32 protein-coding genes are annotated in these 25,990 nt (G+C 60.4%); 9 read left to right on the top strand and 23 right to left on the bottom strand.

From position 1 onward, the window contains the following. Nucleotide 1: 1 nt before the first annotated feature. Both AB6724_RS12330 and AB6724_RS12325 read right to left on the bottom strand, forming a co-directional pair. The gene (locus tag AB6724_RS12330; RefSeq protein ID WP_369338817.1) at nt 2–397 is read right to left on the bottom strand and encodes a hypothetical protein; all 396 of its coding nucleotides are present in this window, start codon (nt 395–397) and stop codon (nt 2–4) included. Continuing rightward, nucleotides 394–2,982, bottom strand: coding sequence for a tape measure protein (locus AB6724_RS12325; RefSeq protein WP_369338816.1), 2,589 nt, complete (start codon nt 2,980–2,982; stop codon nt 394–396). The genes AB6724_RS12330 and AB6724_RS12325 overlap by 4 nt, the downstream gene beginning before the upstream one ends. On the opposite strand from AB6724_RS12325, the gene AB6724_RS12320 reads away from it, so the two are divergent. Beyond that, on the top strand, nt 2,962–3,255 hold the full coding sequence (locus AB6724_RS12320; RefSeq protein WP_369338815.1) for a hypothetical protein: 294 nt from the start codon (nt 2,962–2,964) through the stop codon (nt 3,253–3,255). The two genes, AB6724_RS12325 and AB6724_RS12320, sit on opposite strands and share 21 nt — an antisense overlap. Nucleotides 3,256–3,881: 626 nt before the next feature. On the opposite strand, the gene AB6724_RS12315 is transcribed toward AB6724_RS12320, so the two are convergent. The 21 genes from AB6724_RS12315 to AB6724_RS12215 form a co-directional block, all read right to left on the bottom strand. Then, on the bottom strand, nt 3,882–4,883 hold the full coding sequence (locus AB6724_RS12315; RefSeq protein WP_369338814.1) for a hypothetical protein: 1,002 nt from the start codon (nt 4,881–4,883) through the stop codon (nt 3,882–3,884). A 3-nt stretch (nt 4,884–4,886) separates the two neighbouring features. Then, the gene (locus AB6724_RS12310) at nt 4,887–5,090 is read right to left on the bottom strand and encodes a DUF7210 family protein (protein WP_369338813.1); all 204 of its coding nucleotides are present in this window, start codon (nt 5,088–5,090) and stop codon (nt 4,887–4,889) included. After that, nucleotides 5,087–5,596, bottom strand: coding sequence for a hypothetical protein (locus AB6724_RS12305; protein WP_369338812.1), 510 nt, complete (start codon nt 5,594–5,596; stop codon nt 5,087–5,089). Before AB6724_RS12305 ends, AB6724_RS12310 begins: the two co-directional genes overlap by 4 nt. Next, a complete protein-coding gene (locus tag AB6724_RS12300; RefSeq protein WP_369338811.1) occupies nt 5,593–6,093 on the bottom strand; it encodes a hypothetical protein in 501 nt (166 codons plus the stop codon). The genes AB6724_RS12305 and AB6724_RS12300 overlap by 4 nt, the downstream gene beginning before the upstream one ends. Beyond that, nucleotides 6,090–6,767 (bottom strand): hypothetical protein, encoded by a 678-nt coding sequence (locus AB6724_RS12295; protein WP_369338810.1) that lies wholly within the window; start codon nt 6,765–6,767, stop codon nt 6,090–6,092. The genes AB6724_RS12300 and AB6724_RS12295 overlap by 4 nt, the downstream gene beginning before the upstream one ends. A gap of 115 nt (nt 6,768–6,882) precedes the next feature. Continuing rightward, the gene (locus AB6724_RS12290) at nt 6,883–9,246 is read right to left on the bottom strand and encodes a phage major capsid protein (RefSeq protein WP_369338809.1); all 2,364 of its coding nucleotides are present in this window, start codon (nt 9,244–9,246) and stop codon (nt 6,883–6,885) included. 3 nt (nt 9,247–9,249) lie between these two features. Beyond that, nucleotides 9,250–9,465 carry a hypothetical protein gene (locus AB6724_RS12285; protein WP_369338808.1) on the bottom strand — a complete coding sequence of 72 codons (216 nt, stop codon included), beginning with the start codon at nt 9,463–9,465 and terminating at the stop codon, nt 9,250–9,252. Nucleotides 9,466–10,259: 794 nt separating this feature from the next. Beyond that, nucleotides 10,260–10,874, bottom strand: a complete 615-nt coding sequence (locus AB6724_RS12280) for an ImmA/IrrE family metallo-endopeptidase (protein ID WP_369338807.1) — start codon at nt 10,872–10,874, stop codon at nt 10,260–10,262. A 13-nt stretch (nt 10,875–10,887) separates the two neighbouring features. Next, nucleotides 10,888–11,256: a helix-turn-helix domain-containing protein gene (locus AB6724_RS12275; protein WP_369338806.1), complete on the bottom strand. Its 369-nt coding sequence runs from the start codon at nt 11,254–11,256 to the stop codon at nt 10,888–10,890. 290 nt (nt 11,257–11,546) lie between these two features. Beyond that, a complete protein-coding gene (locus AB6724_RS12270) occupies nt 11,547–12,503 on the bottom strand; it encodes a putative phage head morphogenesis protein (protein WP_369338805.1) in 957 nt (318 codons plus the stop codon). Next, the gene (locus tag AB6724_RS12265) at nt 12,496–14,019 is read right to left on the bottom strand and encodes a hypothetical protein (protein ID WP_369338804.1); all 1,524 of its coding nucleotides are present in this window, start codon (nt 14,017–14,019) and stop codon (nt 12,496–12,498) included. The genes AB6724_RS12270 and AB6724_RS12265 overlap by 8 nt, the downstream gene beginning before the upstream one ends. Beyond that, the gene (gene terL / locus AB6724_RS12260) at nt 14,016–15,686 is read right to left on the bottom strand and encodes a phage terminase large subunit (RefSeq protein WP_369338803.1); all 1,671 of its coding nucleotides are present in this window, start codon (nt 15,684–15,686) and stop codon (nt 14,016–14,018) included. Before terL ends, AB6724_RS12265 begins: the two co-directional genes overlap by 4 nt. Before the next feature lie 2 nt (nt 15,687–15,688). After that, complete coding sequence (locus tag AB6724_RS12255; protein ID WP_369338802.1) at nt 15,689–16,186, bottom strand: DUF1804 family protein; 498 nt, start codon at nt 16,184–16,186, stop codon at nt 15,689–15,691. Beyond that, nucleotides 16,186–16,458 (bottom strand): hypothetical protein, encoded by a 273-nt coding sequence (locus AB6724_RS12250; protein WP_057092523.1) that lies wholly within the window; start codon nt 16,456–16,458, stop codon nt 16,186–16,188. The genes AB6724_RS12255 and AB6724_RS12250 overlap by 1 nt, the downstream gene beginning before the upstream one ends. Before the next feature lie 25 nt (nt 16,459–16,483). Continuing rightward, nucleotides 16,484–17,011: a hypothetical protein gene (locus AB6724_RS12245; RefSeq protein WP_369338801.1), complete on the bottom strand. Its 528-nt coding sequence runs from the start codon at nt 17,009–17,011 to the stop codon at nt 16,484–16,486. Continuing rightward, on the bottom strand, nt 17,008–17,652 hold the full coding sequence (locus AB6724_RS12240; protein ID WP_369338800.1) for a lysozyme: 645 nt from the start codon (nt 17,650–17,652) through the stop codon (nt 17,008–17,010). Before AB6724_RS12240 ends, AB6724_RS12245 begins: the two co-directional genes overlap by 4 nt. 126 nt (nt 17,653–17,778) lie before the next feature. Next, nucleotides 17,779–18,273 (bottom strand): hypothetical protein, encoded by a 495-nt coding sequence (locus AB6724_RS12235; protein ID WP_369338799.1) that lies wholly within the window; start codon nt 18,271–18,273, stop codon nt 17,779–17,781. A 16-nt stretch (nt 18,274–18,289) separates the two neighbouring features. Next, on the bottom strand, nt 18,290–18,913 hold the full coding sequence (locus tag AB6724_RS12230) for a hypothetical protein (RefSeq protein ID WP_369338798.1): 624 nt from the start codon (nt 18,911–18,913) through the stop codon (nt 18,290–18,292). A 32-nt stretch (nt 18,914–18,945) separates the two neighbouring features. After that, the gene (locus AB6724_RS12225; protein ID WP_369338797.1) at nt 18,946–19,491 is read right to left on the bottom strand and encodes a hypothetical protein; all 546 of its coding nucleotides are present in this window, start codon (nt 19,489–19,491) and stop codon (nt 18,946–18,948) included. Nucleotides 19,492–19,576: 85 nt separating this feature from the next. Next, the gene (locus AB6724_RS12220) at nt 19,577–20,059 is read right to left on the bottom strand and encodes a hypothetical protein (protein ID WP_369338796.1); all 483 of its coding nucleotides are present in this window, start codon (nt 20,057–20,059) and stop codon (nt 19,577–19,579) included. Continuing rightward, on the bottom strand, nt 20,056–20,511 hold the full coding sequence (locus tag AB6724_RS12215) for a helix-turn-helix domain-containing protein (protein WP_369338795.1): 456 nt from the start codon (nt 20,509–20,511) through the stop codon (nt 20,056–20,058). Before AB6724_RS12215 ends, AB6724_RS12220 begins: the two co-directional genes overlap by 4 nt. Nucleotides 20,512–20,606: 95 nt before the next feature. Here AB6724_RS12215 and AB6724_RS12210 point away from each other — a divergent pair, with 95 nt between their 5' ends. The 8 genes from AB6724_RS12210 to AB6724_RS12175 all read left to right on the top strand — a co-directional run bounded on the left by AB6724_RS12210 (nt 20,607) and on the right by AB6724_RS12175 (nt 25,971). After that, complete coding sequence (locus AB6724_RS12210) at nt 20,607–20,933, top strand: helix-turn-helix domain-containing protein (RefSeq protein WP_369338794.1); 327 nt, start codon at nt 20,607–20,609, stop codon at nt 20,931–20,933. Further along, entirely contained in the window at nt 20,930–21,499 is a 570-nt protein-coding gene (locus tag AB6724_RS12205; RefSeq protein ID WP_369338793.1) for a KilA-N domain-containing protein, read from the top strand. The genes AB6724_RS12210 and AB6724_RS12205 overlap by 4 nt, the downstream gene beginning before the upstream one ends. Before the next feature lie 11 nt (nt 21,500–21,510). Further along, complete coding sequence (locus AB6724_RS12200) at nt 21,511–23,688, top strand: Mu transposase C-terminal domain-containing protein (RefSeq protein WP_500683334.1); 2,178 nt, start codon at nt 21,511–21,513, stop codon at nt 23,686–23,688. Nucleotides 23,689–23,751: 63 nt separating this feature from the next. After that, the gene (locus AB6724_RS12195; protein ID WP_369338791.1) at nt 23,752–24,489 is read left to right on the top strand and encodes an AAA family ATPase; all 738 of its coding nucleotides are present in this window, start codon (nt 23,752–23,754) and stop codon (nt 24,487–24,489) included. Between the two features lie 32 nt (nt 24,490–24,521). After that, nucleotides 24,522–25,097, top strand: coding sequence for a hypothetical protein (locus AB6724_RS12190; RefSeq protein ID WP_369338790.1), 576 nt, complete (start codon nt 24,522–24,524; stop codon nt 25,095–25,097). After that, nucleotides 25,094–25,561, top strand: a complete 468-nt coding sequence (locus AB6724_RS12185; protein ID WP_369338789.1) for a hypothetical protein — start codon at nt 25,094–25,096, stop codon at nt 25,559–25,561. The genes AB6724_RS12190 and AB6724_RS12185 overlap by 4 nt, the downstream gene beginning before the upstream one ends. Continuing rightward, nucleotides 25,545–25,790, top strand: coding sequence for a hypothetical protein (locus AB6724_RS12180; protein ID WP_369338788.1), 246 nt, complete (start codon nt 25,545–25,547; stop codon nt 25,788–25,790). The genes AB6724_RS12185 and AB6724_RS12180 overlap by 17 nt, the downstream gene beginning before the upstream one ends. Continuing rightward, nucleotides 25,783–25,971: a hypothetical protein gene (locus AB6724_RS12175; protein ID WP_369338787.1), complete on the top strand. Its 189-nt coding sequence runs from the start codon at nt 25,783–25,785 to the stop codon at nt 25,969–25,971. The genes AB6724_RS12180 and AB6724_RS12175 overlap by 8 nt, the downstream gene beginning before the upstream one ends. Nucleotides 25,972–25,990: the final 19 nt, after the last annotated feature.

Here is a 25,990-nt window from a genome sequence, read left to right as displayed (position 1 = left end):
GTCAAACCTCAATGAAACGGAAAGTCGGGAGATAGAGCTGCTCGGGGGACTCTTCGCCGTCCTGCAGCTTGAAAACGGGCTGGCCCACAAAGCCGCCACGGGCGTGGTCGAACATGACCTGGCGGGCCTGGCCACGCAGCACCAGGGTGAGCTCGATGCCGGGCAGCTCGGCCCAGGCCTGCAGCGTTGCGCAGAGCGCGCGGGTGATCCAGGCGGCGGTCTCGGTGCCCATGAGCGTGATCGGGCGGCCGGCCTGCTTTAAAGCCACGTCGACCAGCAGCGCGCCCGTGGTGCTGTAGCTGGTAGCCTGGTCGACCGGGCTCCAAGAAAACTCGTCCTGCCAGTCCAGGCGGTCGCTGATATGGGCCGTGACGCCGCTGTATGTGAGGGTGATCATGTGGAGGACCCTTTCTGGCGGCCCAGCTCGTTGAGGTACTGAGTCAACGTGGCGCCGCCTGCAGGGTCGGTGTTGACCTGGCCGTAGGGCTGGCCGTTGATCTGCAGATTGACGGTGGAGACCTGGCGCGAGACCATGGCTTCCAGCGGGGTCTTGCTGGAGGTCTCGGCGTTGCCGTTGCCCTTCATGGTGTTGCGCAGGTTCATGGCATCCACTTCCCTGCCCCACTCGAACATCATCAAGTCGTAGCCCAGGTTGCCCAGGGCGCCATGGCTGTTGGTAGAGAACGGGTTGTCGCGCTGGTACTGCTCTTTCTTCTTTTCAAGCCAGGCATCGGCCTGGGCCTGGCTTTCAAAGGAAGGCACGGCGTCCAGTCCTTTGATCGTCCCGGCGTTGCGTTTGGCCTCCATGAGCTGCAGCTCTCGCGTAGCCAGCTCGTTTGCCTTTTCCTGAGAGGCAATTTCGCGCTCACGCTCGGCATTCAGGCGCTCAAGAGCGGTACGGTGCTGGTCGACGGCGTTTGCGGCGCGGGTATGCGAGCCCGCCGCATCATCGGTCGCGCCCTTGAGCCTGAGCGTGGCCTTGCCTGCGCTGTCGACCGCCACCTCATAGCCACGCATGGCGGCTTCGGCCTGGACCCAGGACGGCGCAATACCTTTGTTGGCGGCAATCGCAGCATCCGCTGACTTCTTGAAGGCCTCGCTCAGCTCCCGAGCGCTGGTCGTGCCGCTGTCGCGCAGCACGTCATAGGCGGCTTTAGCGTCTGCAGCCGTCTTTTTAAGCGTTTCGTCCGAGGTAATGCCCAGCTGCTTGAGGGCTTCGCGCACGCTGTTGATACCGGGTTTGGCGGCGTCCAGTGCGTCCTTGAGCGCATCCGCTTTCTTTTTAGCCTGGTCAAGCAGCCCATCCGTAAGCTGCTGGCCCAAAGCGCTGCGCACCGATTCAATTTGCCCACGAACGGCTTTTAATGCAGCCTCACTATCCGCCGCTTCAATGGCTTTGCTGAAACTGGCCGTGAGCACGCGCCCGGTGTCGATACCCTCCTGCTTGAGTTTGCCCATTTGATCGATAAGGGCCTGGGTATCATTAATCGCGCTACGCGAAGCGGCACCGATACCGCCTTTGAGCACGTCATATTCAAGACCTGCGCGTTTGACCGCCTCGACCAAAACCGCCTCGGTTAATTGGGCAAGGCGTTCTGCCTCACGAGTACTGCCCAGAAATGCCGCGCGGGCTCTGGCTTCAAATACCGCTAAATCCTTGCCCGATAAAGCCTTGGCCCAGGCCGCCTCCACTTCACCGGCAGCAATCTTTCCGGTCTCGCCCAGTTTGTCCAGGGTCGCAGCAAAATCCTTAATGCCTTGGACCTTATTCAAATCAAAGCCATCGGTGACGCTCTTTAATGCATCCGCACTGGTTTTTCCCGATTTAGTGAGCTGCTCGAATTCGGCAACGGCATTGCGCGCGGCTTTGGACAGGTCAAACAGTTTGTCGGCGGCCAGTTGGGTCTTCTGGGCTTCAGCCGCCCTCGCCGCAGCCGCCTCACGAGAAACTTCTGCAGCGGCCTTTTCGGCTTTTGCAAGCTCCTCCGTCATATCTTTGTAGCCCATGAGCTTGGCGGTGGCCTCGCCCAGCCAGGTGCCGATATCCTTGATATTGGTCGCCAGACCGACCAAGGTGAAGGTCTTGAGTCCGCCCATGACGGCCGCAAAGCGGCCGGTACTGGCGGCAGCTCCAGCAGCCGCTGCCTGAGTGGCCACGAGCTGAGCATTGGCCGCTGCAATACCTGCTGCTGCGGCCTGGGTGGCTTGGCTAATGCCCAGAAAATGCTGCGCCAGGCGCAGTGCGGTAAAGGCGGCAGCCGCCTGGCCCAGGTCCATGAGCAGGCCGGCAACGCCCTGCAGGTTATTGGCCAGCAGTTGAATGGCCTTGGCTGCGGCCGCACTGGCGCCGTTGGCCTGGTCGACCTTCTGGACATACAGCGTCCACTGGGTGGACAGGTCTTGCATGGCCCGGCCCACGGTAGGAGGCAGGCGCTGAAACTCAGCGGCCACGGCAGAGCTTTGGCCTTGCAGCGCGGCGATCACCGTCTGGGTGGTCAGCAGGCCGGACTCGGCCATCTTGCGCAGCTCGCCCGTGGTCACGCCCAAGCCATCGGCCAAAGCGCGAGCCAGGCGCGGCGCCTGCTCCATCACGCTGTTGAATTCCTCGCCGCGCAGCACCCCGCTTTGCAGGCCCTGAATCAGCTGCGTAATGGCGGCCGAGGAAGACTCGGCACTGGCACCGCCGATCTGGATGGCCTGATTGATGGTTTCCGTCAGCCCCAGGCTCTGCACGCTGGCTTGCTGAGCGCTCAGGCCCGCATCCCGGCCCGCCTGCGCGATACGGGTAAATAGAACCCCGGTCTCTTCCAGGGCGCTATGGGTGCGCAGCGCGACCTCCGAGACACCCTCCCAAGACCTGGCGAAGTTCTCGCCCTCCCCGGTGACCAGCTTGAGGCGCGCCTGCAGGTTGTTGGCCTGGTCAGCGGTCGCAGCCAGGTCGAAGGCCATGTTTTTAAAGCCTTGCAGGGACTGCAGGCCCATGTAGAACTTCTGCAGCCGGGCCAATTGCTGGCTGATCGACTCCACGCCATCGCCAATCTGGCGGTGCGTGCGCACCATGCTGGCGCCCGCGCCCTGAGCCCCGGCCGCCGCAGCCTGGTGAGCCGGCGCCAAGGCGTGGACCGAATCGCGGACCCGCTCGACCTCCTGACGCAGACGCTGCTGCGCCTGCTGGGCATTCTGGCCAGCAACGCCAAAGCGCTGCAGTTCGGCCTGAGCCCCCGAAAGTGCCTGCTTCTGCTGATCAAAGGATGAGCGGGCACTATCGGCGGCGGCGTTGAGCCGGTTGAGTGCTGCGGCCTCTTTTTCCGTGGGCGGCCCCATCGCCGAGATCTGGCGCTGATAGTTCTTGGCCTCGGTCTCTGCCTGGCGCAAGCTGGCCGCAGAAGACTTGGCTTCGGCCTCCAGCTTGGTAAAGGCGCTGATCGCCGCGTCCTGCTGGGCCAGCTCCCGCAGCCTGGCCGCCGCCGTGCGGGCTTCGGTGGCCACCTCCCCTTCCAAGACTTTGGCCACATTCTCCAGATCGTCAGCCAGGCCCACGATGGACTCGCGTCCGCTGACCCCGGCGTCGATCTGAAGGCTGATTTGCTTATCTGTCATGGATTCTTACAATGGGTGCATGCCACGTCTCATCGCCTTCATTGCATGCATCGCCTTCCTGGTGGGCGCGGGGGTGTCTATGCGCGCGGGCATGGCACTAGCACTTGTGGCCTACGGCCTGCTCGCTGCCTATGTCCTGTGGAATGGGCTACAGGTGTTTTTCGGCCCCAGGCGGTGACGCTGCTTGAAAGCGGCTCTCAGGCATCACTGTCGGTTTTTGGGCGCCAACAAAAAAGGCCAGCGAGTGCTGGCCTTAGTGTTTTAAAGAGTGTGGTGCGGCGTCAGGTCTTGCGCACGCGGTAGTACTTGCTGATGCCGTCGCCCACCTTGGTGGAGTCCATCAGGACGGTGCCGGTCACCTTCAAATTGATGAAGCCGCTTTCCTGCAGCAGCGCGATGGATGATGCCACGCCCTGGCTGGCGCGCCAAATTTCCACGATGGCCAGCTTCCCGTCGTCGGCTTCGTTCAGGCCCTCCAGAATGATCTCCAGCTCCTTGGGCTTGGTGGTCAACGCCTCGATCACGGCATAGCCCACGTGGGAGTAGGCAACCTTGACCTCGTCGCCATCGGCCAGGCTTGCGGCGTCCTGATGCACAAAGATGCCGGCCGGACGGACGTCGTAGTTGCCTGCGGCCGGGATCACATCGCCTGTGGTCGGGTATTTGTAGCTCACCCAGATACCCTTGCCGTCCGTAACGTCGGTCGCAGCGGCATCGATCTGAATGCCCGCAGCCGTGACGGTGTAGTTGCCGGCCATGGTCAAGGCCGTGGCGCTGGCCACGCTGTCGCCGATGCGGACGGACACATTGGTGGCGTTGCCATGGGCCAGGGGCACCAGATCGCCCTTTTTCACATTCAGGTGCTCTTCGTCGGTCACGGTCGCCGTGCCCTGCGTGGTCCCCTTGGTCAGCACCACATTGCTGGGCTGCAAGTGCTTGGTACGCAGCAGACCACCACGGGTGACCGTCAGCGATTCATTGCTGGTCTGCCCCTTTTCCACTCCGCTGACTGTGCCCTGCGTGGCGCGCGCCAGGTTGATGGGATTGATGTCGGCCAGCGTCATGGCCAGCTCCACGTCGGTCACGCGGCGGATCTCGGAATGGGTGCCGCCGCCCAGCGTGGTCATATTGGGCTGCTTCTTCACATCCTCCTTGTGCGACAGCTCTGCGGCCAGCACGTTGCCGATGGGCAGCGGCGCGGCCGTGCTGCCGTATTCACGGGCATAGATCTGGCCGACCAAGGCGGCAGGGGCAAAAATGCGTTTGATGACGTCATCAGACATGGGTCAGTCCTTTGTGTTGACAGGTTGGATGGCGGGTTGAGCGGGAACGGCGACTTCCATGGCCTCAAGCCACCGGGCGGTATCGGGGTGAACGCAGACCTCCGCGCCGGGCTGGAGCCATTCGCCCAGGTGCTCGTGCTCTGCGGTCAGGGTCATGAGAACCATGGCCGGCTGGGCCGGCATGGCTTTGCGGGTGCGGGGTCTCATGGCTTCCTCCATTCGGCCCAGCTGCGCGTGCTCAGCTCCAACATGGCGCTGTGGCACAGCACTCCGGCAAACATCACCGGGCCGGCACTGGCCACCTGCACGCCGCGCTCCTGCTGAGTGGAGCCACCCAGCAGACCTGGCAGGCCCAGCGTGGTATCGACGCGCACCGCAGCGCGGATGCGCTCGACCAGCTCGTCAAAGATCAGCTCGCTCTCCACCGCGTCTTTAAAAGCCATGTAGCCCCGGATCAGCCAGTGGTGCTCGTTCAGGATGCGGCCGTTGGCATTGACCTCGGCTGTCGCTGTGCGGCGCACATACCAGCCGCGGATATGCGGGTCCACGCCAAAACCGTCCTCGGCCTGCGCCGGGGTGTATTGATAGAGCTTGCGAAACTCGGCCTCGCTGGCGGCAAAGCGCTCCCGCGAATGGACAATGCCCACGGCGGGCACGGTGGCCAGCACGGCCAGCAAGGCGCTGCGGGCCGCAGACAAAGTGGCGGCGGTCATGCCTTGCCTCCGGTGATGAAGTTGAGGATCTGGCCCGCTGCGGCCTCAAACATGGCAATGACCTGGCTGCGCGTGGACAGCACTGCACGCTCCATGGGCCGCTGGGGCTCGGTGCCTTCGCGGGCAATCTTTCTGGCAACCAGGAAGGCCACGCGTTTGACTTCCTTGGGCTCGCGGATGCCCAGCACATCCCTCACCCAGGGTTCAATGGCCTTGATCGGTGGCATGTGCGGCCTGGTGCCCAGTTCGATAAACAGGGCCGAGGGCTGGCTGCTGCCCACGATGCCCAGCACACCGGCCGGCGTGCTGGCCACATCGCTGGTGATGCTGCGGGCCGTGAGGCCGCTGACGCGCGGCATGTTCTCTTGCCATTCACGCTGCACCAGCAGCGTGGCCTGGTGCATGGTGGCTTCCAGCACCTGGCGGCTGTAATCGGGTGCCTCACGCAGACCTCGCTCGATGGCGGTCAGGTCGCCCAGGCTGACGTCGAGGTTCATACACCGCCCCTACTCACCAGGCGATGGCGCGGGTTGCGGCGAGGCCAGCTCACGACCGCCGACACCGCAGAGCCGGCAACGGCGTCCTGCAGGGCCGGGTCCAGCAGGCCAATGCCCGCGAAATAGGCAGCGCGGTAGTCCTTGGCCCGGGCCGCATAGTTGCGCGAGCGGCTTTCGGTGCGGGACATATCCGAGCCCATCGTGGTCTCGCGGTCGCCGGCAAAGCGCGTGGCCAGTTGCTGGCACAGCAGATGGGCGGCAAACGAAGCCACGGCCAGGCGGTGGCGCTGGGGGATGCTGTCGGAGCCGGCGTCCAGCACATGGGGCAGTTGATAGCTCACCCGCACCAGGGCGCTGCCAGGCAGAGCCCTCTCGCTCTCAAGGCCCCAGCCCGTGGCCGTTCGGTAAGCGTCCGCAAACACCAGGGATGCGGGACGCCTGCCCACGGGAAACTCCACGGCTTTCACGACCGAGCTGTCGGTCCAGCCTGCGGGCACCGGGCCGAACACGCCCGTCGCGGACCAGGTCACCTCTTCCACCTCCAGGCGCGGCATGTCTTCGCTGTAGCGCATGCGGGCCTGGTCAATGGCGCGGTCGCGCACTTCGGAGGTGATCGCATCGTCCTGGTCGGAGACCATGTCCTTGACCAGTTCCTGAAAATCCTCAAGCGCCACTGCAGCTCCTAGTGTTGAAAGGTTCGGACCATCGGGTTTGCAAAGACTCCGGGCCAAGCTGGGGGCTTTGCGAACCCGCCCCTTGTGGGGACGGGCCGGGAGAGTTCAGACCGCGTTAGGCCACGACGGCCTTGGTCGTGCCCTTCTCGCCGTCAACGAGGACGGCGCCGCCGTAGATGTGACGGATCTTGTAGGTCAGCTTGTCGTTGCTGAACATGGAGCCGCCGTTGGGCTGGTCCTGCACGAACAGCTCGGGCTCTTCCTGGCCGTCCAAGAAGCCGATGTCCAGCACCGGCAGCACCATGGGGTCGGCAACCGTGCACCAGTCGTTGCCGTCCGTCCAATAGCTGACCGGGATCACCTCGGGGTTGATCGTCTGCACAAAGGTCTTGTCCAGGTTCTGGTTGCGCACGAACAAATCGAACGCCGCCTCCTGCAGCTCGAACGGCACCAGGATGCTTGCCGGCCCGGTGGCCAGGCGCTTGTTGCTGCCGGCGCGGGTCTGCTTGAGCATGGCCAGGCGGTGCGCAGCAAACTCGGCGGCGGTCAGTGCCCCGGTGAACAGGTTGCCGTGATCGGCGTGGTACAGCGCCTTGCTGTCGTAGATCGGGCCATTGACGCGGAAGAAGTCGAAAACGAACTCGTACAGCGTGTTCTTGGCCGCCAGCGCCAGCTCGGTCGGAATACGGCGCAGCGCCTGGACGTCGTCGTTCTTGATGGCTTCGAGCGTCACATCCTCGGTGCCGCCGCGCTTGGTCACCGCAAAGGTGGCCTTGTCATCGCCCGGAGTGCCCAGCGGCTGATAGGCAGCGCCCTGAGCCACTGCGGGCAGATTGCCGTAGCCGCCGATGCGGATGCGCTCCTGCGTGCGGAAGTCCTTGACCGGCCCCGTGGTGGCCACGCGGCGCCATGCGTCCAGATTGGTCTGGCCCGTGTAAACGGCCTGCATACGGCGGGTGATGCTGTCGCCCAGCGCATCGGCCCAGCTGGAGCTGTTGACCGACTCACGCATGATGCCCAGGCTTTCTGCCATGCGGCCGAGGTCGCAGTCCCGCACCATGCCCGTCACACGGCGGTCGCCCGTGATCTCGATATAACACTCGCGCAGCGACTGCGCGTTGCGGTGTTCCTTGTGCGCCGGGTCGAAAAATGCATTGAGCATCTCGCGGATGGACACGCTGCGGTCTTCGACATGGATGGAGCCCGAACCAAAGGCAGGCACGCGAACCGTGCCGGACTCCGTCATGCGGGCGATGTAATCGCCCTCGGCCTTGATCAGCTCGCCCACGGCCGCTTCGGTGAGACGGTCGGCCGAAGCAATGGCGATCTGGCCCAGCAGCCGATCCTTGGCGGCCTCGGGCAGCCTGGCCGCAGCGATGCGGTCACGCGCCGCGCCACGCAGTTCATAGACACGCAGATCGGCACGGGTCAGAGGGGCGTCTTCGCCCTGGGCCTCGGTCATGCGCTGCGTACCGGGCTGGGGCACCAGCGGGCCGCACACGGCTTCATGCAGATTGACCACCTCGTCGTCGGTGATCGCTTCCAGGTTGATGGCGGCATGCTTCGCCGGGTCTTTGGCCTTGATGGCCTCCAGCATGCGTTGCTTCCACAGAGGCATGGTTTGGCTTCCTTGTTGAGATTCGGGGGAGATAGAGGGAGTGCTCGGGTCGGCGGCGGCTTCGGTGAGGCGGTCCAGCCCGCCGCCCGCGCCTGGCTCGACAATCAGGTCGACCGAATGCACCTTCACGAAGCGCACGGCCTCGCGCAGCTGCTCGGTGCCTTCCTTGCGCTTTTTGGTGCGCGCGTCGGCGTCGATGGACAGGCCCAGCAGGTCCTGCATGCCGCGCTTGACGGCTTCGACCATCTTGGTGACGGCCGCGTCCGAGGGGTCGATGGCTTTAAAGATGCCGACGAGCTTGCCGGTATCGGTCTTCTGCCCTTCCACGAAGCGCACGCTGTAGATGCCGCCGATCAGATTGCGCACGTCCTTGCCCTTGCCTGCGCTGTGATCGGCGTCAGACTTGGCAAACACACGCACGCCCTCAAACATGGGAGCGGCTTCGCGCAATGCCTGGTCGGGGTAGTAATTGCGATTACCGCTGCGGCCGGCGCGGATCAGGGTCACTTCGATAGAGCCGTCCTGGGCTTCGCGGAATGCGCCGTCGGCCAGGGACTCACGCACGGGGCCAGCCGCTGCTGTCACAGGCTGGAACTCGGCCACGACTTCGACGGCATCGGCCAGGGCCACGATGTTGTCAGCGCCGACGGTGTAGCCGTAGCTGTACATACGGCCCTTGTACTGAACCACCACGCGGTCGGCCCAGATGCCGCGCACGTCGACGTAGTAATCGCCGTTGACCGACAGGCGCAGCTTGTCGCGCACGGCCTGGCGCACCAGCTCTATGAGTTGCCCGTATTCAGAGGTGACCGCCTCCGTCAGGCGGTCAAAGCCCGTGCCAGAGGGAATGAGCTTAGCCATGGCTTACTTGCCGTTGCCCACGAGCTTCTGGCCATCGCGGGTGACCACGACCACATGCGTGCCGTAATCCTTGAAGGACAGCACTTCGTCTTCGGTCACGGCAACGCGGTTTTCACGCGGCTTGTCCTTGCCCTCGACGGCTTCGAGGATCACGCGCTTTACGCGCTTGGCGGCAGTGGCCGCCGTCAATTGGGCTTCTTGGGTCTCGGATTCGGACATGGGTCACTCCATCGGTGTTGCGCCGCGTGGCGCGGCATTGCGATGGAGTGACTGTGCCCAGCGAGGCACAAATAAATAAGGCCCGCAAATGCTGGCCCTATTGTTCCTGTACGTCTCACCTCGTACTCGGTAGATACTCACTCAAACTGAGTTCGAGTGTAGATAGCGTTTGTTACGCAAACAACCGTTGAAGGCTGTTCAGATCACTTCCGCTTCTTCGAGTCGTCGACCCAGAAACGGAAGACTCCGCCATTCTTTGGGTAGATCGTGCGCCCATTTTTGACGATGTAGCGACACACCACCCAATGGCCTCCAGTGCGAGGAGCAGTCATGGGAACCTTTCTCACGGACATACCGTGAAAGGGTTGCCAGGGGTTGCCGGTTGCAGCGCCAGACCATGAGACGTAGAATCTCTTGGCCTTCCCTTCAAAGAAAGCACCGCCGATGCCTCACCCGTAGTCGGCACCAAGGTGGCGGAAGCTGGTAACTTCCGTCATCAACCTTGGTCAGAACAGGTTCATCTGCCCTGGATGTGAACGCCAGTGCTGGCTCACCGTCTCCCAACGACCGTAGCGACGACGGGTGTAGCGGCGAACATACACAGATTTAGTGCGCATGTAGTACATCTATCTTCCTTTACAAAAGGATTGAGAAGTTTTGGCTCACCTACACGCTCTGAACTGATACAGTCCGTTCCTGTCTTCCCCAAGACATGCGTGTGTAGTTGGTTTGGTAGACCTCTATTCACCACCCCAAAGCCCCGAGTTGTTGGTAGCATCTCGTGGGCTTTTTCTTTACCCTTCATACCCGAACTCCCAAAGGGGGTAGTTCGGAGCGAGGGTCTTCAGCTTCTTCACCAATGTCTTGATGCGGTAGGTAGCGGACTCAACACTAGTTCCACACATAGCAGCAAGATCTGACGGTGATTTAGCAACCTGACATGCTGCCAAAGGCATCATCAAAGCCGCCGTGCACGCTTTTGCCTGCCATTCCGAGTCTTCAAAAAATGCATGCTGCGTCAAGGTTGCGCCTCTGTGCAGAGTAATTGCATGATTTTGGGCAACATGGCTCAACTCATGAATGACAGTGCTACGACCAAACGGATTGCCTGCGTGAAGCTTGTCGTAAATATCCTCACGCATCACCACCAAGTTGCAATCAGGTGCGGTAATTGTGAAAGCAGCGCATTCATCGATCTCATCGATCCCTGCTGTCCGGTAGTGATAACCGAGCTGGGGAAACGTGCACTCGAAAATCGTCAAGGCATCTAAACAGTAACGTTCACCACGCAATGTTGGAAGATTTCCACGAACAGAATCTGCGAGGGTCTCAATAGACAGATAGCTAGCAGCTTTAACTTTCAGGCCGCTAGGCACTCGAATCACGCCATCTTTCACAATCGTCGTCATACAGTTCCTCTAGTTATTGCGACTTGGTTTTCGTTCCCTCGATCCAGCTCAAGATTGCAGGTGTCGGCGTTCCGCCTTCTTGTAAGCGACGAGCAAAAGCTGCAAGGTGGCCTCTGGCCTCTGGAGACATCCCACCTGTATCGATAATTTGTTTAGATTGCTCGGCAGCGTCACGAACCTGACGAACTTGCTCTTGGTCACAGAAGCGTTCCAGGAACGAGATAGCACTATCAATGTGCTTTTGGGCCAAGCGTTTCTCACCAAATTCAATAGAGCTCAGGTAAGCGGAGCTGATACCCATGGCCTCTGCCATGGCCTTTAATGACAGCCCGTGCTTAACCCGCATCACGCGGACAGCCTCTCCAAATGGCGTCAACTTCATAATTTCTCCTACGCCGGGGGGATAGCGTTGGGTGGTTTGCGAATAGATTTTGCGTCTCGATGGTTTAGTTACCCCGGCGTTTCCAGTATAGCTCACAACTTTTCCAAAAAGTTAACAACTATGCAAAATTGTTCACGAAAGTGGTTTTCGTGCGTCTTAGAGACGTGCGAGCGATGCCAAGTGCACGCCATAGCTTTAAAGGCGCTTTAAACGCGTCCATAGCTGCTAAGCAGCAAAAACTCGATGCGGCATAGCGTTCTAAGCATTTAAAGCGCCTGAGCGTCCTCAAGTCACTCCACCCGACTCCCTGCCCTCTTCGCTGCCTGATCCAACGCAGCCTTTCGCCCATCCAGCTGCAGCTCTCGCTCGGTAAAGGGCTTGGCCCCTGGCGTCATCACCCGCCAGCTCTTCATCCACGGGACTGAAATACACCCGCAGTGGATGATCTGCTCGACGGGAGCCCTGGGGTCATGTGGGCACTGCATCTTGTCGATGCCGCCACCAGGGTTGGGCACCTTGAAGGGTTTGCTGGCTTCAACGACCTGGCCGTCGATGATGTCGTGATTCCAGCGGCTGTGGATCTTGCCGCTGCGCCGCCACTGTTTGCCCAGGCCTGGCACCAGGGGCTCGGCCTGCAGCAGACGCTCATTGGAGGCCACGGCAAACGCCCGGCTGACTTCGGTACGCACAATGGTGGCAGCGCGCCTGGGCGACTCGGCACCGAGAATCTTTTGCACAGCCTGGATGGCCTGGTATGGCGTCTGCGCCCCGATGGTGGTCTGGCCCAACTGTTGCCCGATCTTGCGGGCAGCTTCATTGCCCACGTCCTTGAGGCGCAGCGAGCCAAAGGCCTTCATTTGCTTGAGCACCCCGACATCGAGCTGGGCCAGCTGCAGCTCCACCCTGTGGCCGATGATGGCCAGGGGCTTGTCTACGAAATCCTCCCCCTGTGTCCAGGCATCCTGCATGCGCATCTCGAACAAGGCACCGGCGCGGCTGGTGGCTCCCGTCAGCACATCCTCAATCTGCCCCAGCAGACGCGAGAGCTGCAGCTGTTGCCAGTCTGCTGGCAGGCCCGCCAGCGTGACCAGTATCTGATCCCGGGCCGCCTTCAACAGTTGCAGCACCTGGGTTTCACCAGCCAGCAGCAGCCTGGCGCGCTCTCGCAGGCGCCGGGCCAGCTCGGCCTCAAACGCCTTGTCTGGCTTCTGGCCTGCCTCCTGTTCGCTTTTTTGCTTCTTAGCCATGGCCACGACCAGTTGCCCCAGCCGCTTCAGCCCGCGCCGCTGCAAGGTCCGCAGGCAAATTGGTGAACACGTCCGCTGCATCCCTCTTGGCCTTGCGCTCGGCGGACTCCTTGCGTGCGGCCTCCAGCTCGGCCTTGGCATCGAAGTCCTGGCCGAATCTCTGGGCCACGTCCGCGACGATCTTGAGCGCAGTCTCCTCGGTCATCAGCCCGGCCTCGATCATCTGTACGACGGCCGCCGCCAAGGTCTGCATGGCGCTGGCAAATTTGGTGATGTCGCGGTTGAGCAGCTCGGGGAAGACGGCCGTCACCTGCCATTTATCTTCTGACCAGTCAGGCGTGACGCCCTTGGTCCGAGCCTTGCACAGCAGCACATGGCGGCCGATCTCTTCGAGCATGATCTTGAGGAAGGACTGGCGCATGCTGTACATCTTGAAGGTGGGCTCGCCCATCTCCGAAGCTGCGGCGCGATTCACGTCCCCGCCGCCGCCAAACCAGTGCTCGGGCATGGTGCTGCCGCCTAGTACATGGTTTCTCAGTAAGCGGGCGCTCTCGCTGGTGTCTGCCGCCTGCAGGCTCGGGCTCTTGGCCTCCAGCGTGACACTGTCGTTATGGACAAAGGTGCTGTTGGGAGCTGGCGGCACAAAGGTCTTCTCGTATTCCTTGACCTTGGCGTCGTCCGCGCCCTTCAGCTCCACATCCCAGACAAAGGAGCGCAGATAGCCAATGCGATCCAGCTCGTTGAACAGGAACTCATCGTAGGCATCCAGCCAGTCCATCTGGCCCAGCAGGTCGGAACGGCCACGGCTGCCATTGGGAAACTTGTTGAGCTGGTAGAGCAGACACTCACCATCTGTAAAGTCCTCGGCGCGGATGCGACGGGTGTTTTCGCTGAAAAGCTCCGCGTCCTCGCCTAGAACAATCACCTTGTATTTGTACTGCCGACCCCGGTTGTCGCGCTTGGTGATCACGCCGATGGGCTGCTCAGGGTTGCCGGGGTCGTTGACCACGGTGGCGATCTGGCGCGGGTCCAGATAGCCCAGACGCACAAAGCCATCGCCCTCACGCACATTGGCGATATAGCACTGCTCTCCCAGCAGGCCCAGGGCGCGCACCCGCCCCTGCAGCTTGAGCGGCCAGTTGTTGATGGGGTCGGTCCAGAACTGGTTGAGCAGTGCCTGGTGCTCTTCGTCCTGGCACTGCAGAGAAACGCCTTCGGCCAGCAGATAGGCCAAGGGCAGCTCAGTCAGGCGGTTGGCCAGCAGATTGCTTTGCCACAGATACTCGGCCAGCTTCTGCATGCGGTCCTGGGCCATGGGGGCCAGGTCGCGGTCGTTCAAGGTTTCGAGACCGCCTCCGCCGAGCCTGCGCCAGCCTTCGTCGCTGCTACCCTGGGCGCTTGCGGCTTCACGCATGGGCTGCGTCTGCGGCTGCGGCGATTGGGCCATGACCTCCGCGGCCGCTACCTGGTCAAGGCCGAGGAAGGATTTGAACCGGCTCCATGCCTTGGGCTTCATGCATTTCTCCTGAACATTCGTGTCGCCTGACGCGCATAGCGCTCGCGGGCGGTCTGTGCCTGGTGGTTATTTCCGCCCTGAGTGGCCGCAGCAACGCCGCCCGTGACAGCCAGCATGTAGAGCATCTGGAGCATGTCGGGACCGTCGTCGTGGTCGGCCTTGGGGAAGTGGCGAAACTGGTCGATCAGCGTGGTCTGGCTGCTGTGCAGCCGGATCAGGCCGTTGTGCATATGGGGCTGCAGGCTTTCAATGCGCAGCAGCTTGTCGCTGATAGGCAGGAGCGCGCGGGCCGGCACGGGCACGCCTTGCTGGGCGCTACGCTTGACCAGCTCGGTGCGCAGGAACTCCTGAAACTGCACGGACTCGAAGCCCCAGACGATGCAGCAGTACTCGCGCTGCATCTCGATCACGTCGCTGATGATGCGATCCGGCACGCGCTTGCGAATGGCGGCCTCGACCACATCCATGATGCCGGTCTCGCGGTTGTAGCCACCAATGCCGATGGCGCTGGGGTCGCGGCTATTGCCCGCCTTACCCAGGCTGGGGTCGCATGCGCCATAGAACACCCACTCGGCCAGGCGGTTGACCCAGAAGCGAATGGAGTTGGCAAACGGTGCGTCCTCCCCTGCGGTCGGGTCGTTCTGCTGCTCGGAGTCAAAGGCCGAGTGCCCTTCACGGGCGCGGCGGATCATCAGCTTGACCAGGGGCCGCAGCGCCGGCCAGGAGACCTTGGCGCCCTCTTCCATCTCAGCCTGGTGCTCTCTATATAGAGCCATGGCAGCGGCCTCGCCCTCCTGGGGCGTGTCGGCATTGAGCAGAAAGCCCTCGAACTGCTCCCACAGGTCCATGCGTTCGGGCCACTGGATGATGGCTTTAAAGACCTTGCGGTTCCACAGCGGGTTCTTGAGGAAGCGCGCCAGCACGCTGTCGTAGTGCAGCACGGTGCCGACCAGGATGGCATCCATGGAGTCGTCGGGCGGCCCCAGCGACAGCACGCTCTTGGTCACAAAAGCCTGCAGCTTGTCGCGCTGGGCCGGCGTGTTGACGTTCTCGTCGTTCTCGATGTCGTCGCAGATGGCCAGATCCGGACGGTGCGCGCCATGGCGGCGGCCCCGGATCTTCTTGCTGGAGCCAAAGGCCTCCACCTTGCGACCATTGGCCGTCACGATCACGCCGGCCCGCCAGACGCGGCCCTGGCCGCAGGCCTCGGGGAAGTCACTGGCAATGCGCGGGTTGGCTTCCAGCTCGGCCTTGATGGCTTCCAGCATTTCTGCGGCCTGCTCGAAAGCATCCATCACGATGATGGCGTACCACTTGGCTCCGGTGACCAGGCACCAGCTCACAAAGCTCATGCTGATCTTGGTGGACTTGGCCTCGCCGCGCGGGGCAGCAATAGCATCGCGCTGACCCGCCGCAGTATTCACTATCTCGGGCAAGCGCTTGTAGAGGTACTTGTGCAGCTCACTGGGCTCGGCCCGGCCGTAGTGCGGGAAGTAGTTACGGTCCCAGTACTCATAGCCATTGACCGGGTCGCAGACCTTGCGGCGGCGCTCGGCAATCGCTGCAGGGTTGGTATCCCAGCCGTCCAGGTTGGCGTCGATCTGCTTGCGCAGGTCGTCGGCCAGGGCCGTCAGCCCCGCCAGAAAGTCCTTGCTGTTCTTGGCCATGGCTATTTCACCTTGGCCAGCTCTTCGCCAAACGGCTCCAGCATCTCGACCAGGGCGGCCAGATGCTGCGGAAAGCGCTGCTGGGCAAACCCGGCAAAACGCTGAAGGACGTCCAGCTGCACGGCCTGGCGGTTCAGTTCGGGATTGAGGCGCTTGAAGCTGGACATGGTCTTGTTGAAGCTGTCGCTCATGCTGGCCAGGGTCTCGGCGCGATCGCGCGGCCCCATGTCCTTAGCCTCGCGCAGCAGATCCATGGTGGCCTGGTGCTGAATGAGATAGTCCTCGAGCAGCTTGGCCGAGAGGTTCTTGAAGTTCTCATCGCCCATGGCCACGGCAGCTCTGGCCGTCTCCCAGTCATCGCCCTGCTCCGCAGCCTCCTGCTTCCAGCGGTTGCCGGTGCTGCGCGGCAGGCCCAGCTTCTTGCAGGCGGCTTCCATGGCCATGCGCTGAAACACATACAGGCCGCGCAGCTGGGTGCGCTTTTCTTTGCCGTGTGCCATCAGTTCCCCAGGCCACCGCCACGAAAATACGTCTTGATGCCTTCGACGATCAGGGCCGTACCCACCGCCACGGCGCCGCCCGAGACGGCGCCGGCAACCGCCGCTTTTTTCTCGACCTCGCGCAGGCGCGTATCAATGGAGTTGAGCCGCTGGTCCACGCGCTCATCCAGCTCTTGAATGCGTTGGTCCTGGCGGTTGAGATGCGCGGTGATGCCGTCCAGCTTTCCGTCGATTTTTCCCAGCAGCATCAGTTCGTCTTTTTCGAGTGACATGGTTCCTCTGTGTTTTTGTGGCGAGTCATGGGTGCAGCAGTTGCGACCGGCAGGACGCATAGGCCGCGTTAAGGGTTTCGATCTCCTGGATCACTCCTGCAAGGCGCGCAGAATTTGCTGCTGGAAGTAGCCCGTAGGCCTCGGCTGCGTCTGCTGCACCAGAGTCGGTGCTGGCGGCTTGCTCACCTGCGGAGCGACAACCACCTGCCCCACTGGCTGCGGGCTGGGAGACGATGCGCACCCGTACAGGGCGCTGCTGAAGCTCACCAGTAAGGCGAGCGATTTCTTGGACTGCCTGGGCATCGGTTTTTTCCTGCTGTTGGTAAAGCTGATCCAGCCTGGCCTGGGCCGCGTTGCGCTCGGCCGTCAGTCGCTCCAGTTCGGCCGTGGCGGTGCGCTTCTGGGCGGCCACGCTGTCCTGCAGCTGCTTTAGCTCGGAAGTAGCGACCTGGGCTTTGGTCTTGAAGTGCTGCATGCCAAAGCCAAGCACCAGGCACGCCAGCAAGGACAGCGCCAGCAGCCCCGGGGCGATGAATTCCAGAAAGCGCTTCATGGCTGCGCCTTCCAGGTGCCGGTGGCAAAGTCGTAGTTGGCGCGCAGCAAAGCCACGCCCTGCAGGCAATCAGCGCGCTCTTTTAAACGGCGGTTGTAGAGGCCCTGGACAAAGCGGTACTCCCATTCGCCCTTGGCATTGCGCCTGCCGGTCTTGGTATAGCTCCAGACAGGAGTGCCGCTCGGCGCATGGGCCAGCGCATCGCAGGCATCTTCATAGCGCCTGGTGTTGAGCAAGCCCATGGCGCGGCTGGTGCAAGTCGCTGGCTCGCCGTTGTTGTGACCGTGGCTTGAAAAGGCGTCCAAGATGGACTGGGTCACTGGCACCTTGATGCAGTCCAGTATCTTGGCCTGCCCATTGCCCAGCACCTGGCTGCCCACGGCCATGCATTGCGCATCAGGCCAGTAATCGCCCAGCACCACGGGCACCGGGCTGGCAGCCTTGGTCAGCCCCAGGCAGGCCGTTGGCAGGCCCGCAGCCAGCGAGTCTGCATAGACCACATTCTTGAACTGCGGTGTGCCGTCGCGCCTTGCCGGGCCGTCTTCATAGCTGGAGATATACCCAACATAGGCACCGCCGCCCAGCACCAGCGGGATGCCAAAGCGCAGTACCGTTTTACCGAGGGAAAGTGTGTTTGCCATGCCCTCGACTTTCGTGGGGCAGGCTCAAACAAAAAAGGCCCGCAAATGCTGGCCTGAGATGGGATGCGCGGATTTTTTACAGTATCACGCCAAAAACCAATTCGTCAAGAAGTTGGAAAATCCACCTTACTTGGCAACTTCTATTATTGCGGGGACCTCAATTCTCGTCCCTTTTGTGGTGACAGCAAATATTTTTGCGCTTTTATCTTGACCCAATTGAAAATTATTCAGAAGTTGATTTTTTATCTTAACTACATTTTTTTCCATCGGAAAATATGCTTGCTCCCCTGGTGATAAATTCTTTGCTTTCTCTCCGCTAGAGTAATAAACATGATTTGGCATATCAAAATCATGATAACCAACTTCCAGTAGTCTAATGGAGGTGCTTCCTGTATTGGTAACAAATATAGCAGCCTCTAGATCTTCTCTTTCTTCCACTCCACTTATGATTCTTAATTCGAGGGGACTCAATGGACGCCCATCATTCGTCATCTTTACTTCTAGCTTCACTCTCTCTTCAACGGCATCCTGTCGTGTTTGATATTGGAAATACCCAGTACCTGCAGAGATAATGAGTGCCAGAAAAGAAATTCCAATCGAAGTAAATTGATATTTATCCATAAATAATATATTAAAATTAATAGAGCAAATTATCCATAACAACAATTCCCTTCACTTCATCAAGGCAATTTGATCTATTTTTTTTGCATATTTTTTCAAATTCACGGTATATTCCAGAATTAACAAAAAGCAATGTTGCCTCTTCTAAAGAGAACTCCATATCATCTGGAACTCGCCATTCTCTTTCGTGAGTCCAATCCACAAAAGCCGTGGGGTCAGTTAAATCATAATTAACGATTCTCCACCACTCGGATTTTTGAATATATTTTTTAGCTTCAGAAGTTTTATCGTATATTACGGGTCTTCCACCCTTTTTATAAACAAATGGCTTCGTAAAAGCTATACCAACAGCTCGATAGCGATCTTTTGACTCAGGATTGGCTTTTTTATATTTTTGCTCATAAAAGACATTTTGGCAAATTGATACTAACGGAGCATCTTGAAAGCAAACAGCAGTGCGAGATCCACAAATGAATCCGCTCTTCGTCGAACTTCCTTTTAATTTTTTTCCGTTAACAATATCAAATAACACTTCACTTATTTTTTTACCTTCAGCCGCCCTTGTTAAATGGACCACTTGTGATGAAATATCCGTACGCTCTGCAACTCTTTTGCGCCATGTGTCCAAATCGTATCCCATATCACCTCCCAATTTTCTGTTGATTTATTTGATTATTTTTTAGCCATGATGTAGCTATAGGTCTTCTGCAATTGATCTGTCGCAAGCTCGGCCAGTGATTCCAGTTTGAAGTTCTTGCGAATGTATGGCCTGTATGCATCAGGATCATTCAGCTGATTCCGGCAACGGGTCTTGATCGCTGCAATGCGCTTTACTCGCCACTGATCATCCTTGGATGGCGCGGATCTCATGCTCCTAAGCATTGCCATTTGCTGTCGAATGTACAGGGTCACCACCTCAAATTTTTCACGATGGATCAGGTGGTATGAAGTGCTACCCGCAGCTTTATTGATGAGCACCCAAGCCGCTGCATCGGTAAGCTTGCGTTTCTTCAATGTGTTGTGCAAAGCCACCCATTCAGCCCTCAGATCAGTGATGACACGACGCTGCAGGTCATCGATGTGTTCAGGGCCTGGGCTAATTACGTTACGCACAACCGGTCTCTTCTGGACTTGAATCACATCCCGCCCGGCAGTCACATTCCCCCAACCTGTGACGTAGATAACGTTGCCTCCTGACTCGCTCTTCTGATCACTCACTATTTTTACTCCGTTGCTTTCGAGCGCCTATTGCCTGTGCTGTCGCCCTTTGCGGCCACACGACAGGAGAGCCACAGGAGATGACTCACAGGCGATCTCTTCCAAAATTTATGCGCCGCAATTCCACATCAATTTCTCGTATCGCTTTGGCAGCCACCACGACCTGCTCGCTTGCTTCACGCCGTATTTTTAGATGCATCGACTTCGCAACGTAAATACTCAAGACCAGGGCTGTGACAAAAATCAGCTCAGGGACGAAGACTCCAGGCTTGCTAAGCGCCGCGATACCGCCCCCAAGAATCACAATGATTTCATTCAAGAAATAGACAAAAGATCCCAGCAGCATGATCGCCAAAATGATCAGAAATAAAAAAGGCGCATTCCATTTTTGACGACGTCTTGCTTGCGTGTATGACTCAAACGCCTGTGCTCGATAAGCACGCAAAGCCTCTTCATCAAGACCTGTCCACTCCGACATGGGCATGTAGTAATTGTTGACGTCTCGTCCCGCCGTCACATTAGCTTGGCCGGCAACGCTGATGAACTGGCCGCCTGGATAGTCACTCACCTCTGCCTACTCCCTGCTTTTGTTTTCTCAGATCCATTGACGTCGCGCCCGGCAGTCACATTGCCGCTGCCACGAACATGAACACCGCCACCTCCAGTCGACGGCATTCCTGCAGCAAGCAAAGCAGCTGATTGCAGCAAATTTTTTCTCGCTGCAGCGCTACACATTTCATAGCTATTCAACAATGCCTGATGCTCTTTAGGTAGAGATGCCTGCACAGGTACCGCTTGACTGCGCTGCCCAGTAACTACAAACAAAACATCCACGCCAGCAGATGCAAGCGCGGATAGCTGCACTGCGGTCGGTGAAGAAACGCCTTTCTCCCAGTCGATCAGTGTTCGCTTACTCGCTCCTGCGATTTCCGCGAACACCGGCTGCGTGAGTCCAAGCCTCTCTCGCTCGATCTTTAGCCGCTCATTGATCACGAAAATATCCTCACCTTCATATTGCATAGTGCAGATATCTGCACCATAATTCAGCCTAAGACAGCGCCGAACTCCGTCCGGCGCTGATTCACCTAACTACTTAGGCAAAGGATATCAAAGCAATGCATCCGGAAGAGATCAAAGCAGCAATGCGCATCGCAGGAACAACACCCGCAATGCTGTGCGATGAGTTGGAAGTTGCAGCCTCGTCCATTTCGCAAACGATCAGCGGCCATATCAAAAGCAAGCGCATTCAAACGCGCATTGCAGAAATCATCGGCAAGCCTATTGATTTCATCTGGCCCAACCAAGTGGTGCTGCGCCGCACTCGCGCCCAAATTGATTCCCAGCGCCAAACCGTTTCGGCCCGCCACCAGCGCTCGATATCCGGAGCACCTCAGCTCCACTCAAGCGAACACCCTTTTGTAGAAAAAGGAGGCGCAGCATGAACGCCGTCACCATCTTCAACACAGGCATCCGTCAGGACTCTGAGGAACGTTTTTGTCTCAATGACTTGCACCGAGCCGCAGGAGGAGAAAACCGCCATCGTCCATCGCTCTGGGTGGAGAACCAGCAAACGCGTGCTCTTGCTCAAGAAATAAGCAAAGCAGGATTTCCTGCTTTGGTCTCCAACAAAGGAGGCAAGACTCCAGGTGTCTTCGCAGTGCGCGAACTCGTCATTGCATATGCCGCATGGATCAGCCCAGCCTTTCACGTGAAGGTGCTGCAAGTTTTTCTGGCTGCAACGTCACCTGCCAGATGCTCGATGCAACGTACTGCGCCTGGCTACATGGGCGAAGCATGGTTTGCCATCCTCCGACATCAGGCGGGCTGCACCATGCATCGGGCCCTGGCTCGGGCTTTACAGATTCATGAGTCCACGCTGAGCCAGGTTCTCAATGGCTCCGGCTACTACGGCGCGGGCCGCTGCTCTACAGATCGCATTGCACGCCGCGTCATGCGGGTGTTCTGCGCCAAGCAGCGTATTCACCCCCGACAACTAAGCCTGGTCTAAGGAGCAGGCTTATGTGGCTCACCTCCAAGCATCTGGCAGGTCTTGATGGCTTGCCTTTTTCTGAAAAAGGTACTCGCCTCTGGCTGCAACGCCACGGCGTACCTAGCCGCCCACGCAATGCCAGCGGAGGCGGTCTTGAATACGACTGCTCCAAGCTGCCAGAGGCCGCTCGTGCAGCCTTGAGCACAAGGGTGATTACAGAGGCAGGCTCCAAGGCCCTCGCTGTAGTGGACACGCCTGCCGTGCGCAGCTTTGTGCCTGCGGTGCCCTCTGTTTCGGTCAGCACTACCCATGTGCCCAGCCAGGCCGAGAAGGATGTGGCCGACGCCCGTGTGCGCCTAGTCAATCTGGTGCATGAGCTGATGCCCATGCACGGCCTGCGCCGCGCCTGCCAGTTGCTGGCCGCACGCATCGTGACCGGCGAAGCGGGCGCTGAGGCGCAGAACATCGCGCGCCAAGCCAATCAGCGTGCACGCGGCTCCGAGGTCAGCGCACGCTCGTTGGAGCGCTGGGTCGGCATGCATCGCAGCAATGGCTGGTTCGGTCTGCTGCCCGCGGCATCTCAATCAGCCCCTACGCCGCAGGTGGATGATGATGTGGCCGCTGTGCTGGGTCTGTTCCATAGCAAGGACCACCGCTTTCGCAAGCTGAGCGGCGCGGCCAAGGAAGTCACACGCATGCTGGGCCGCGACTTTGACGAGTGGCGCAAGTTGTACCACCGCGCCCGCCGCGTGCTGGACAAGCTGGGCCAATCTGCCGAAGCCAGTGTGGCGCTGATCAAGTCCCGCCATACCGGCGCGCAGCGCGATGCCAAGCTGCCTTTCAAGCGCCGCGACACCTCCATGCTGGCTTTTGCCGATGTGTTCGTGATCGACGGCCACACCTTTAAAGCCAAGGTTCGCCACCCGGATCATGGTGCGCCGTTCGCGCCTGAGCTGACCGTGGTGCTGGATGCCGCGACCCGCCTGATCGTGGGCTGGTCGGTCAATCTGTCCGAGAACGTGATCGCGGTGGGCGATGCCCTGCGCCACGCCGTGGGCCAGCACGGCATTCCTGCCATTCTTTACGGTGACAACGGTGCTGGCGAAACCGCCAAGGCCATGGATTGCCCGATCGACGGCATCTGTGCCCGCCTGGGCATCGATCACCGCCTGGGCCTGCCCGGCAAGCCCCAAGGCCACGGCATCATTGAACGCAGCTGGCAGACCCATGCCATCAATGCGGCGCGCAAGTTCGGCAGCTTCCAAGGCGGCGATGTGGACGCGGGCACCTTTCGCAAGGTGGCAGCAGTCCTGGCCAAGGAGCAGCGCGCCATCAAACGCTCGGAGCAGACCGGAGAGGTCATTGCCCTCACTCCCAAGGCTCCGACCTGGAAGCAGTTTGTGGACGGCATCGAGGTGATGGTCCACGAATACAACACGCAGCACCGCCATCGCGGCCTGCTCAAGCGCGCCGACGGCAAGCACCCGACACCCATGGAAGCGTTTGAGGCCTGCTTTGACCCAGCCCTGCAAGAGAAGCCTTCGGAGCTGGAGCTGCGCACGCTATTCATGCCTAGCGTGATCCGCACGGCCAAGCGCGGCCAGGTGCAGTTCTTCAACCAGTTCTACCAGGCACCGGACCTGATGCGCCGCGATATCGACGGCCGCGAAGTTAGCGTGCGCTACGACATTCACAACCCGAACTATGTGTTGATTTACACGCTGGGAGGCGAGTTTGTCTGCGAAGCCCAGTGGGATGCCAACCGCATCGACTACTTCCCCAAGCCCGTCATCCAGATGGCCCGCGAGAAGCGCGTGGCCCAGGCCGTCAAGCGCCGCGAGCTGCAGATCGACACCGCTCTGCGCGAGCTAGGTCCGACCATGGACGCCGGCCCCCTTTCCCTGCCGGAGCCCAGCACCCCATTCGTGGCGGTGCCCTCCTTCGTGGAGACACCTGTCTCCGCCATCAACTCTCCCTCCACGGAAGCGACTGCGCAAGCAGCCGCAGGCAGGCCTTTCTTTAATGGACCCAGCGACCGCTACGAGTGGCTCATGCGAAACCAGGACCAGTGGACCCACGCAGACGGCACATGGCTGCGCAACTACACGGCATCGGAGAGCTATGCAGATCTACGCGACTACTACGAGGGGCGGGGATTGGGATGGAACGACGCGGGCGAGGAACCCGGTTTTAAGAGTGCTCTGTGATGGCGGCAACCACCACAGAGCGTGCCAGAGATTTTTGAGAACAACCAGCGGGAGAAATGTACTGTGAAACGAGGCTTTGTCAAAACTGAAAACTTCAAGCGCCTATCCGAAGCGCAAAAGCTGGTGGAACGCCGCGGTGCTCGCGAGGCCGGCTTGGTGCTGATCCAAGGCCGCTATGGCATCGGCAAGTCTGAGCTGACCGAGCGCTGGGCTGCAGATAGTGGCTGGGTGTTTGTGCGCGCCCAGAGCACCTGGACCAAGCGCGCCATGCTGGACGTCCTTGCAGAAAAAATGGGCCTGGCCAAGACCGGGCGCAACCAGGAGGTGCAGGCCCGCATCATCGGCAAGCTCGCCGTAGAGATGGTCCCCATGATCATCGACGAGGCCGACTTCCTGGTCGGCTCCACCGCCAGCCTGCTGGAGGTGATCCGCGACATCACCGACCTGACCGGCACCATGTGCTTTTTGGTGGGCATGGAGCACTTCCCCATGAAGGTGGCCCGCTTCGGCCATATCGCCAGCCGGGTGGCCAAGGTGGTGGAGCTGCAGCCGATCTCGCTGGCGGACGTCAAGGCCACAGTCGCCGCCAAGTCGGAGGTCGATATTACTGACGATGTGCTGCCCGAGATGCTGACCCAGGCAGAAGGCCGCATGCGCCTGCTGCTCAATGCGATTGCCAACATCGAAGCCTGGGCCGACGCCAATGGCTGGACCAAGGTCACGCTCGAGCAGATCAAAGGCCTGCCTCTGTGCCCTGAGTTCAACGGCAAGCCGCTGGGCCGCAAGGGGGTCCAGAAATGAAGCCGACATCGGTGAAGCCATACGGATGGTTCATGCCTGCCACCTTGATCGCTCTGGGCCGCTACACCGCCCATGCGGTGCAGCCCTTTACGGCGGCCGAGCTGCAAAAGATCGTGACCGAGCTGAGCGAAGGCAAGGATGCACGCGCGGCATGCAAGCTGCTGGAACAGCGCAAGCTGGCCTGCCCCAGCACAGCGCGGCCACGCGCCTGGGAGCTGACCCCCACGGGTATCGAGGTCTGCAAAGCAGCCCTGCACTCCTCGCTGGTGGAGCGCAAAGGCAAGGCCGCGGCTATGCGGCCCAACAAGGCCACGCCGGTCACCGTGAGCGAGCAACTGTGCCCACGCCTGTGGAATCTGCTGCGCATTCGCACCGTGCTCACCAGCGTGGATGCAGTGTCTGTCCTGGCCAATGCGGGCGGCAACACCGTGTATTTACAGGCGGTCATCGGTCGCCTGCTGCGCGCCTGGAGTCAGGCCCGCCCCGATGCCGTTGAGGTCGGCAAGAAGCGGGTCAATGGCGCGCTGCGCTATGTACTCAAGCTCGACATCGGCCCTCAGCCGCCCGAGCTGGCCAAGCCGGCCATGGCGAAAAAGGAGGCGGCATGAAGCCCAGCTACATGCAAGAGCCTTGGTTTGCTTTGCTGCAGGAGCGCGCCCAGCGCCCGGAATCGGTGCGTGCCCATATGGCCAAGCAGCTCGGCATCAGCGCTGCGGCGCTAAGCCAGGTGCTCAATGCCAGCGGCTGCTACGGCAACGGCACGGCCAGCACCGGCCGCATCGCTGAAAAGGTGATCCACACGTTTGGCCTCTACACCTGCCCTCACCTCACGGCCGAGGCCAGCGGCGACGACCAGGTCATCACTGCCGAGCAATGTCGTGCATTTGCCCACCGGGAGGCCCCGACATCCAGCCCGCGCGAGATGCAGCACTGGCAGGCCTGCCTTCAGTGCCCGCACCGCGAAGCCAGTGCCCCGCCTGTGCCGCGCGCTCTTCAACCCAGGGGAGGCCGAAAGGTCATCCCTCTCGTCAACGGCAACGCGCAGGAGGTCCGCCATGCATCACCGCGTTAAAGACGGCGCCCTGCCTCTGGTGATCGGCTTGGCGCTGCCCATGGCCGAGGCCGATTACCAGCGCCCTCCTCTGGCATGGATCAAGCGCCGCGCCAGACGCCTGATGCGCGCCTACAGCATCGGCCGCCGCTATGCCATCGCCTGCGCCGCCGACGACTACTCCGACTTCACCCATATGCACCGCGAACGCCTGTCTCAACTGCTCAAAGGAGAACACCACTATGTCTAAGACCACCCAGCCCAAACAGCGCCCCCTGCCCGCCTGGACCATCGAGCACGCCAGCACAGCCCCCGCGACCCGCCGCGAAAAGCTGGCCCTGACGCTGTTCATCTTTGTGCTGCTGATGGCCCTGGGCTTCCTGGTCGCAGCCATCACCGGCTACGTGGAAATGCGCTCCGTTTTTCCTTGAGCGCCCGCACGCCCTTCTC

Source organism: Comamonas guangdongensis, from assembly GCF_041079535.1.
Classification (GTDB): domain Bacteria; phylum Pseudomonadota; class Gammaproteobacteria; order Burkholderiales; family Burkholderiaceae_C; genus Comamonas; species Comamonas guangdongensis.
This window is presented reverse-complemented; position numbering and strand designations above follow the sequence as displayed.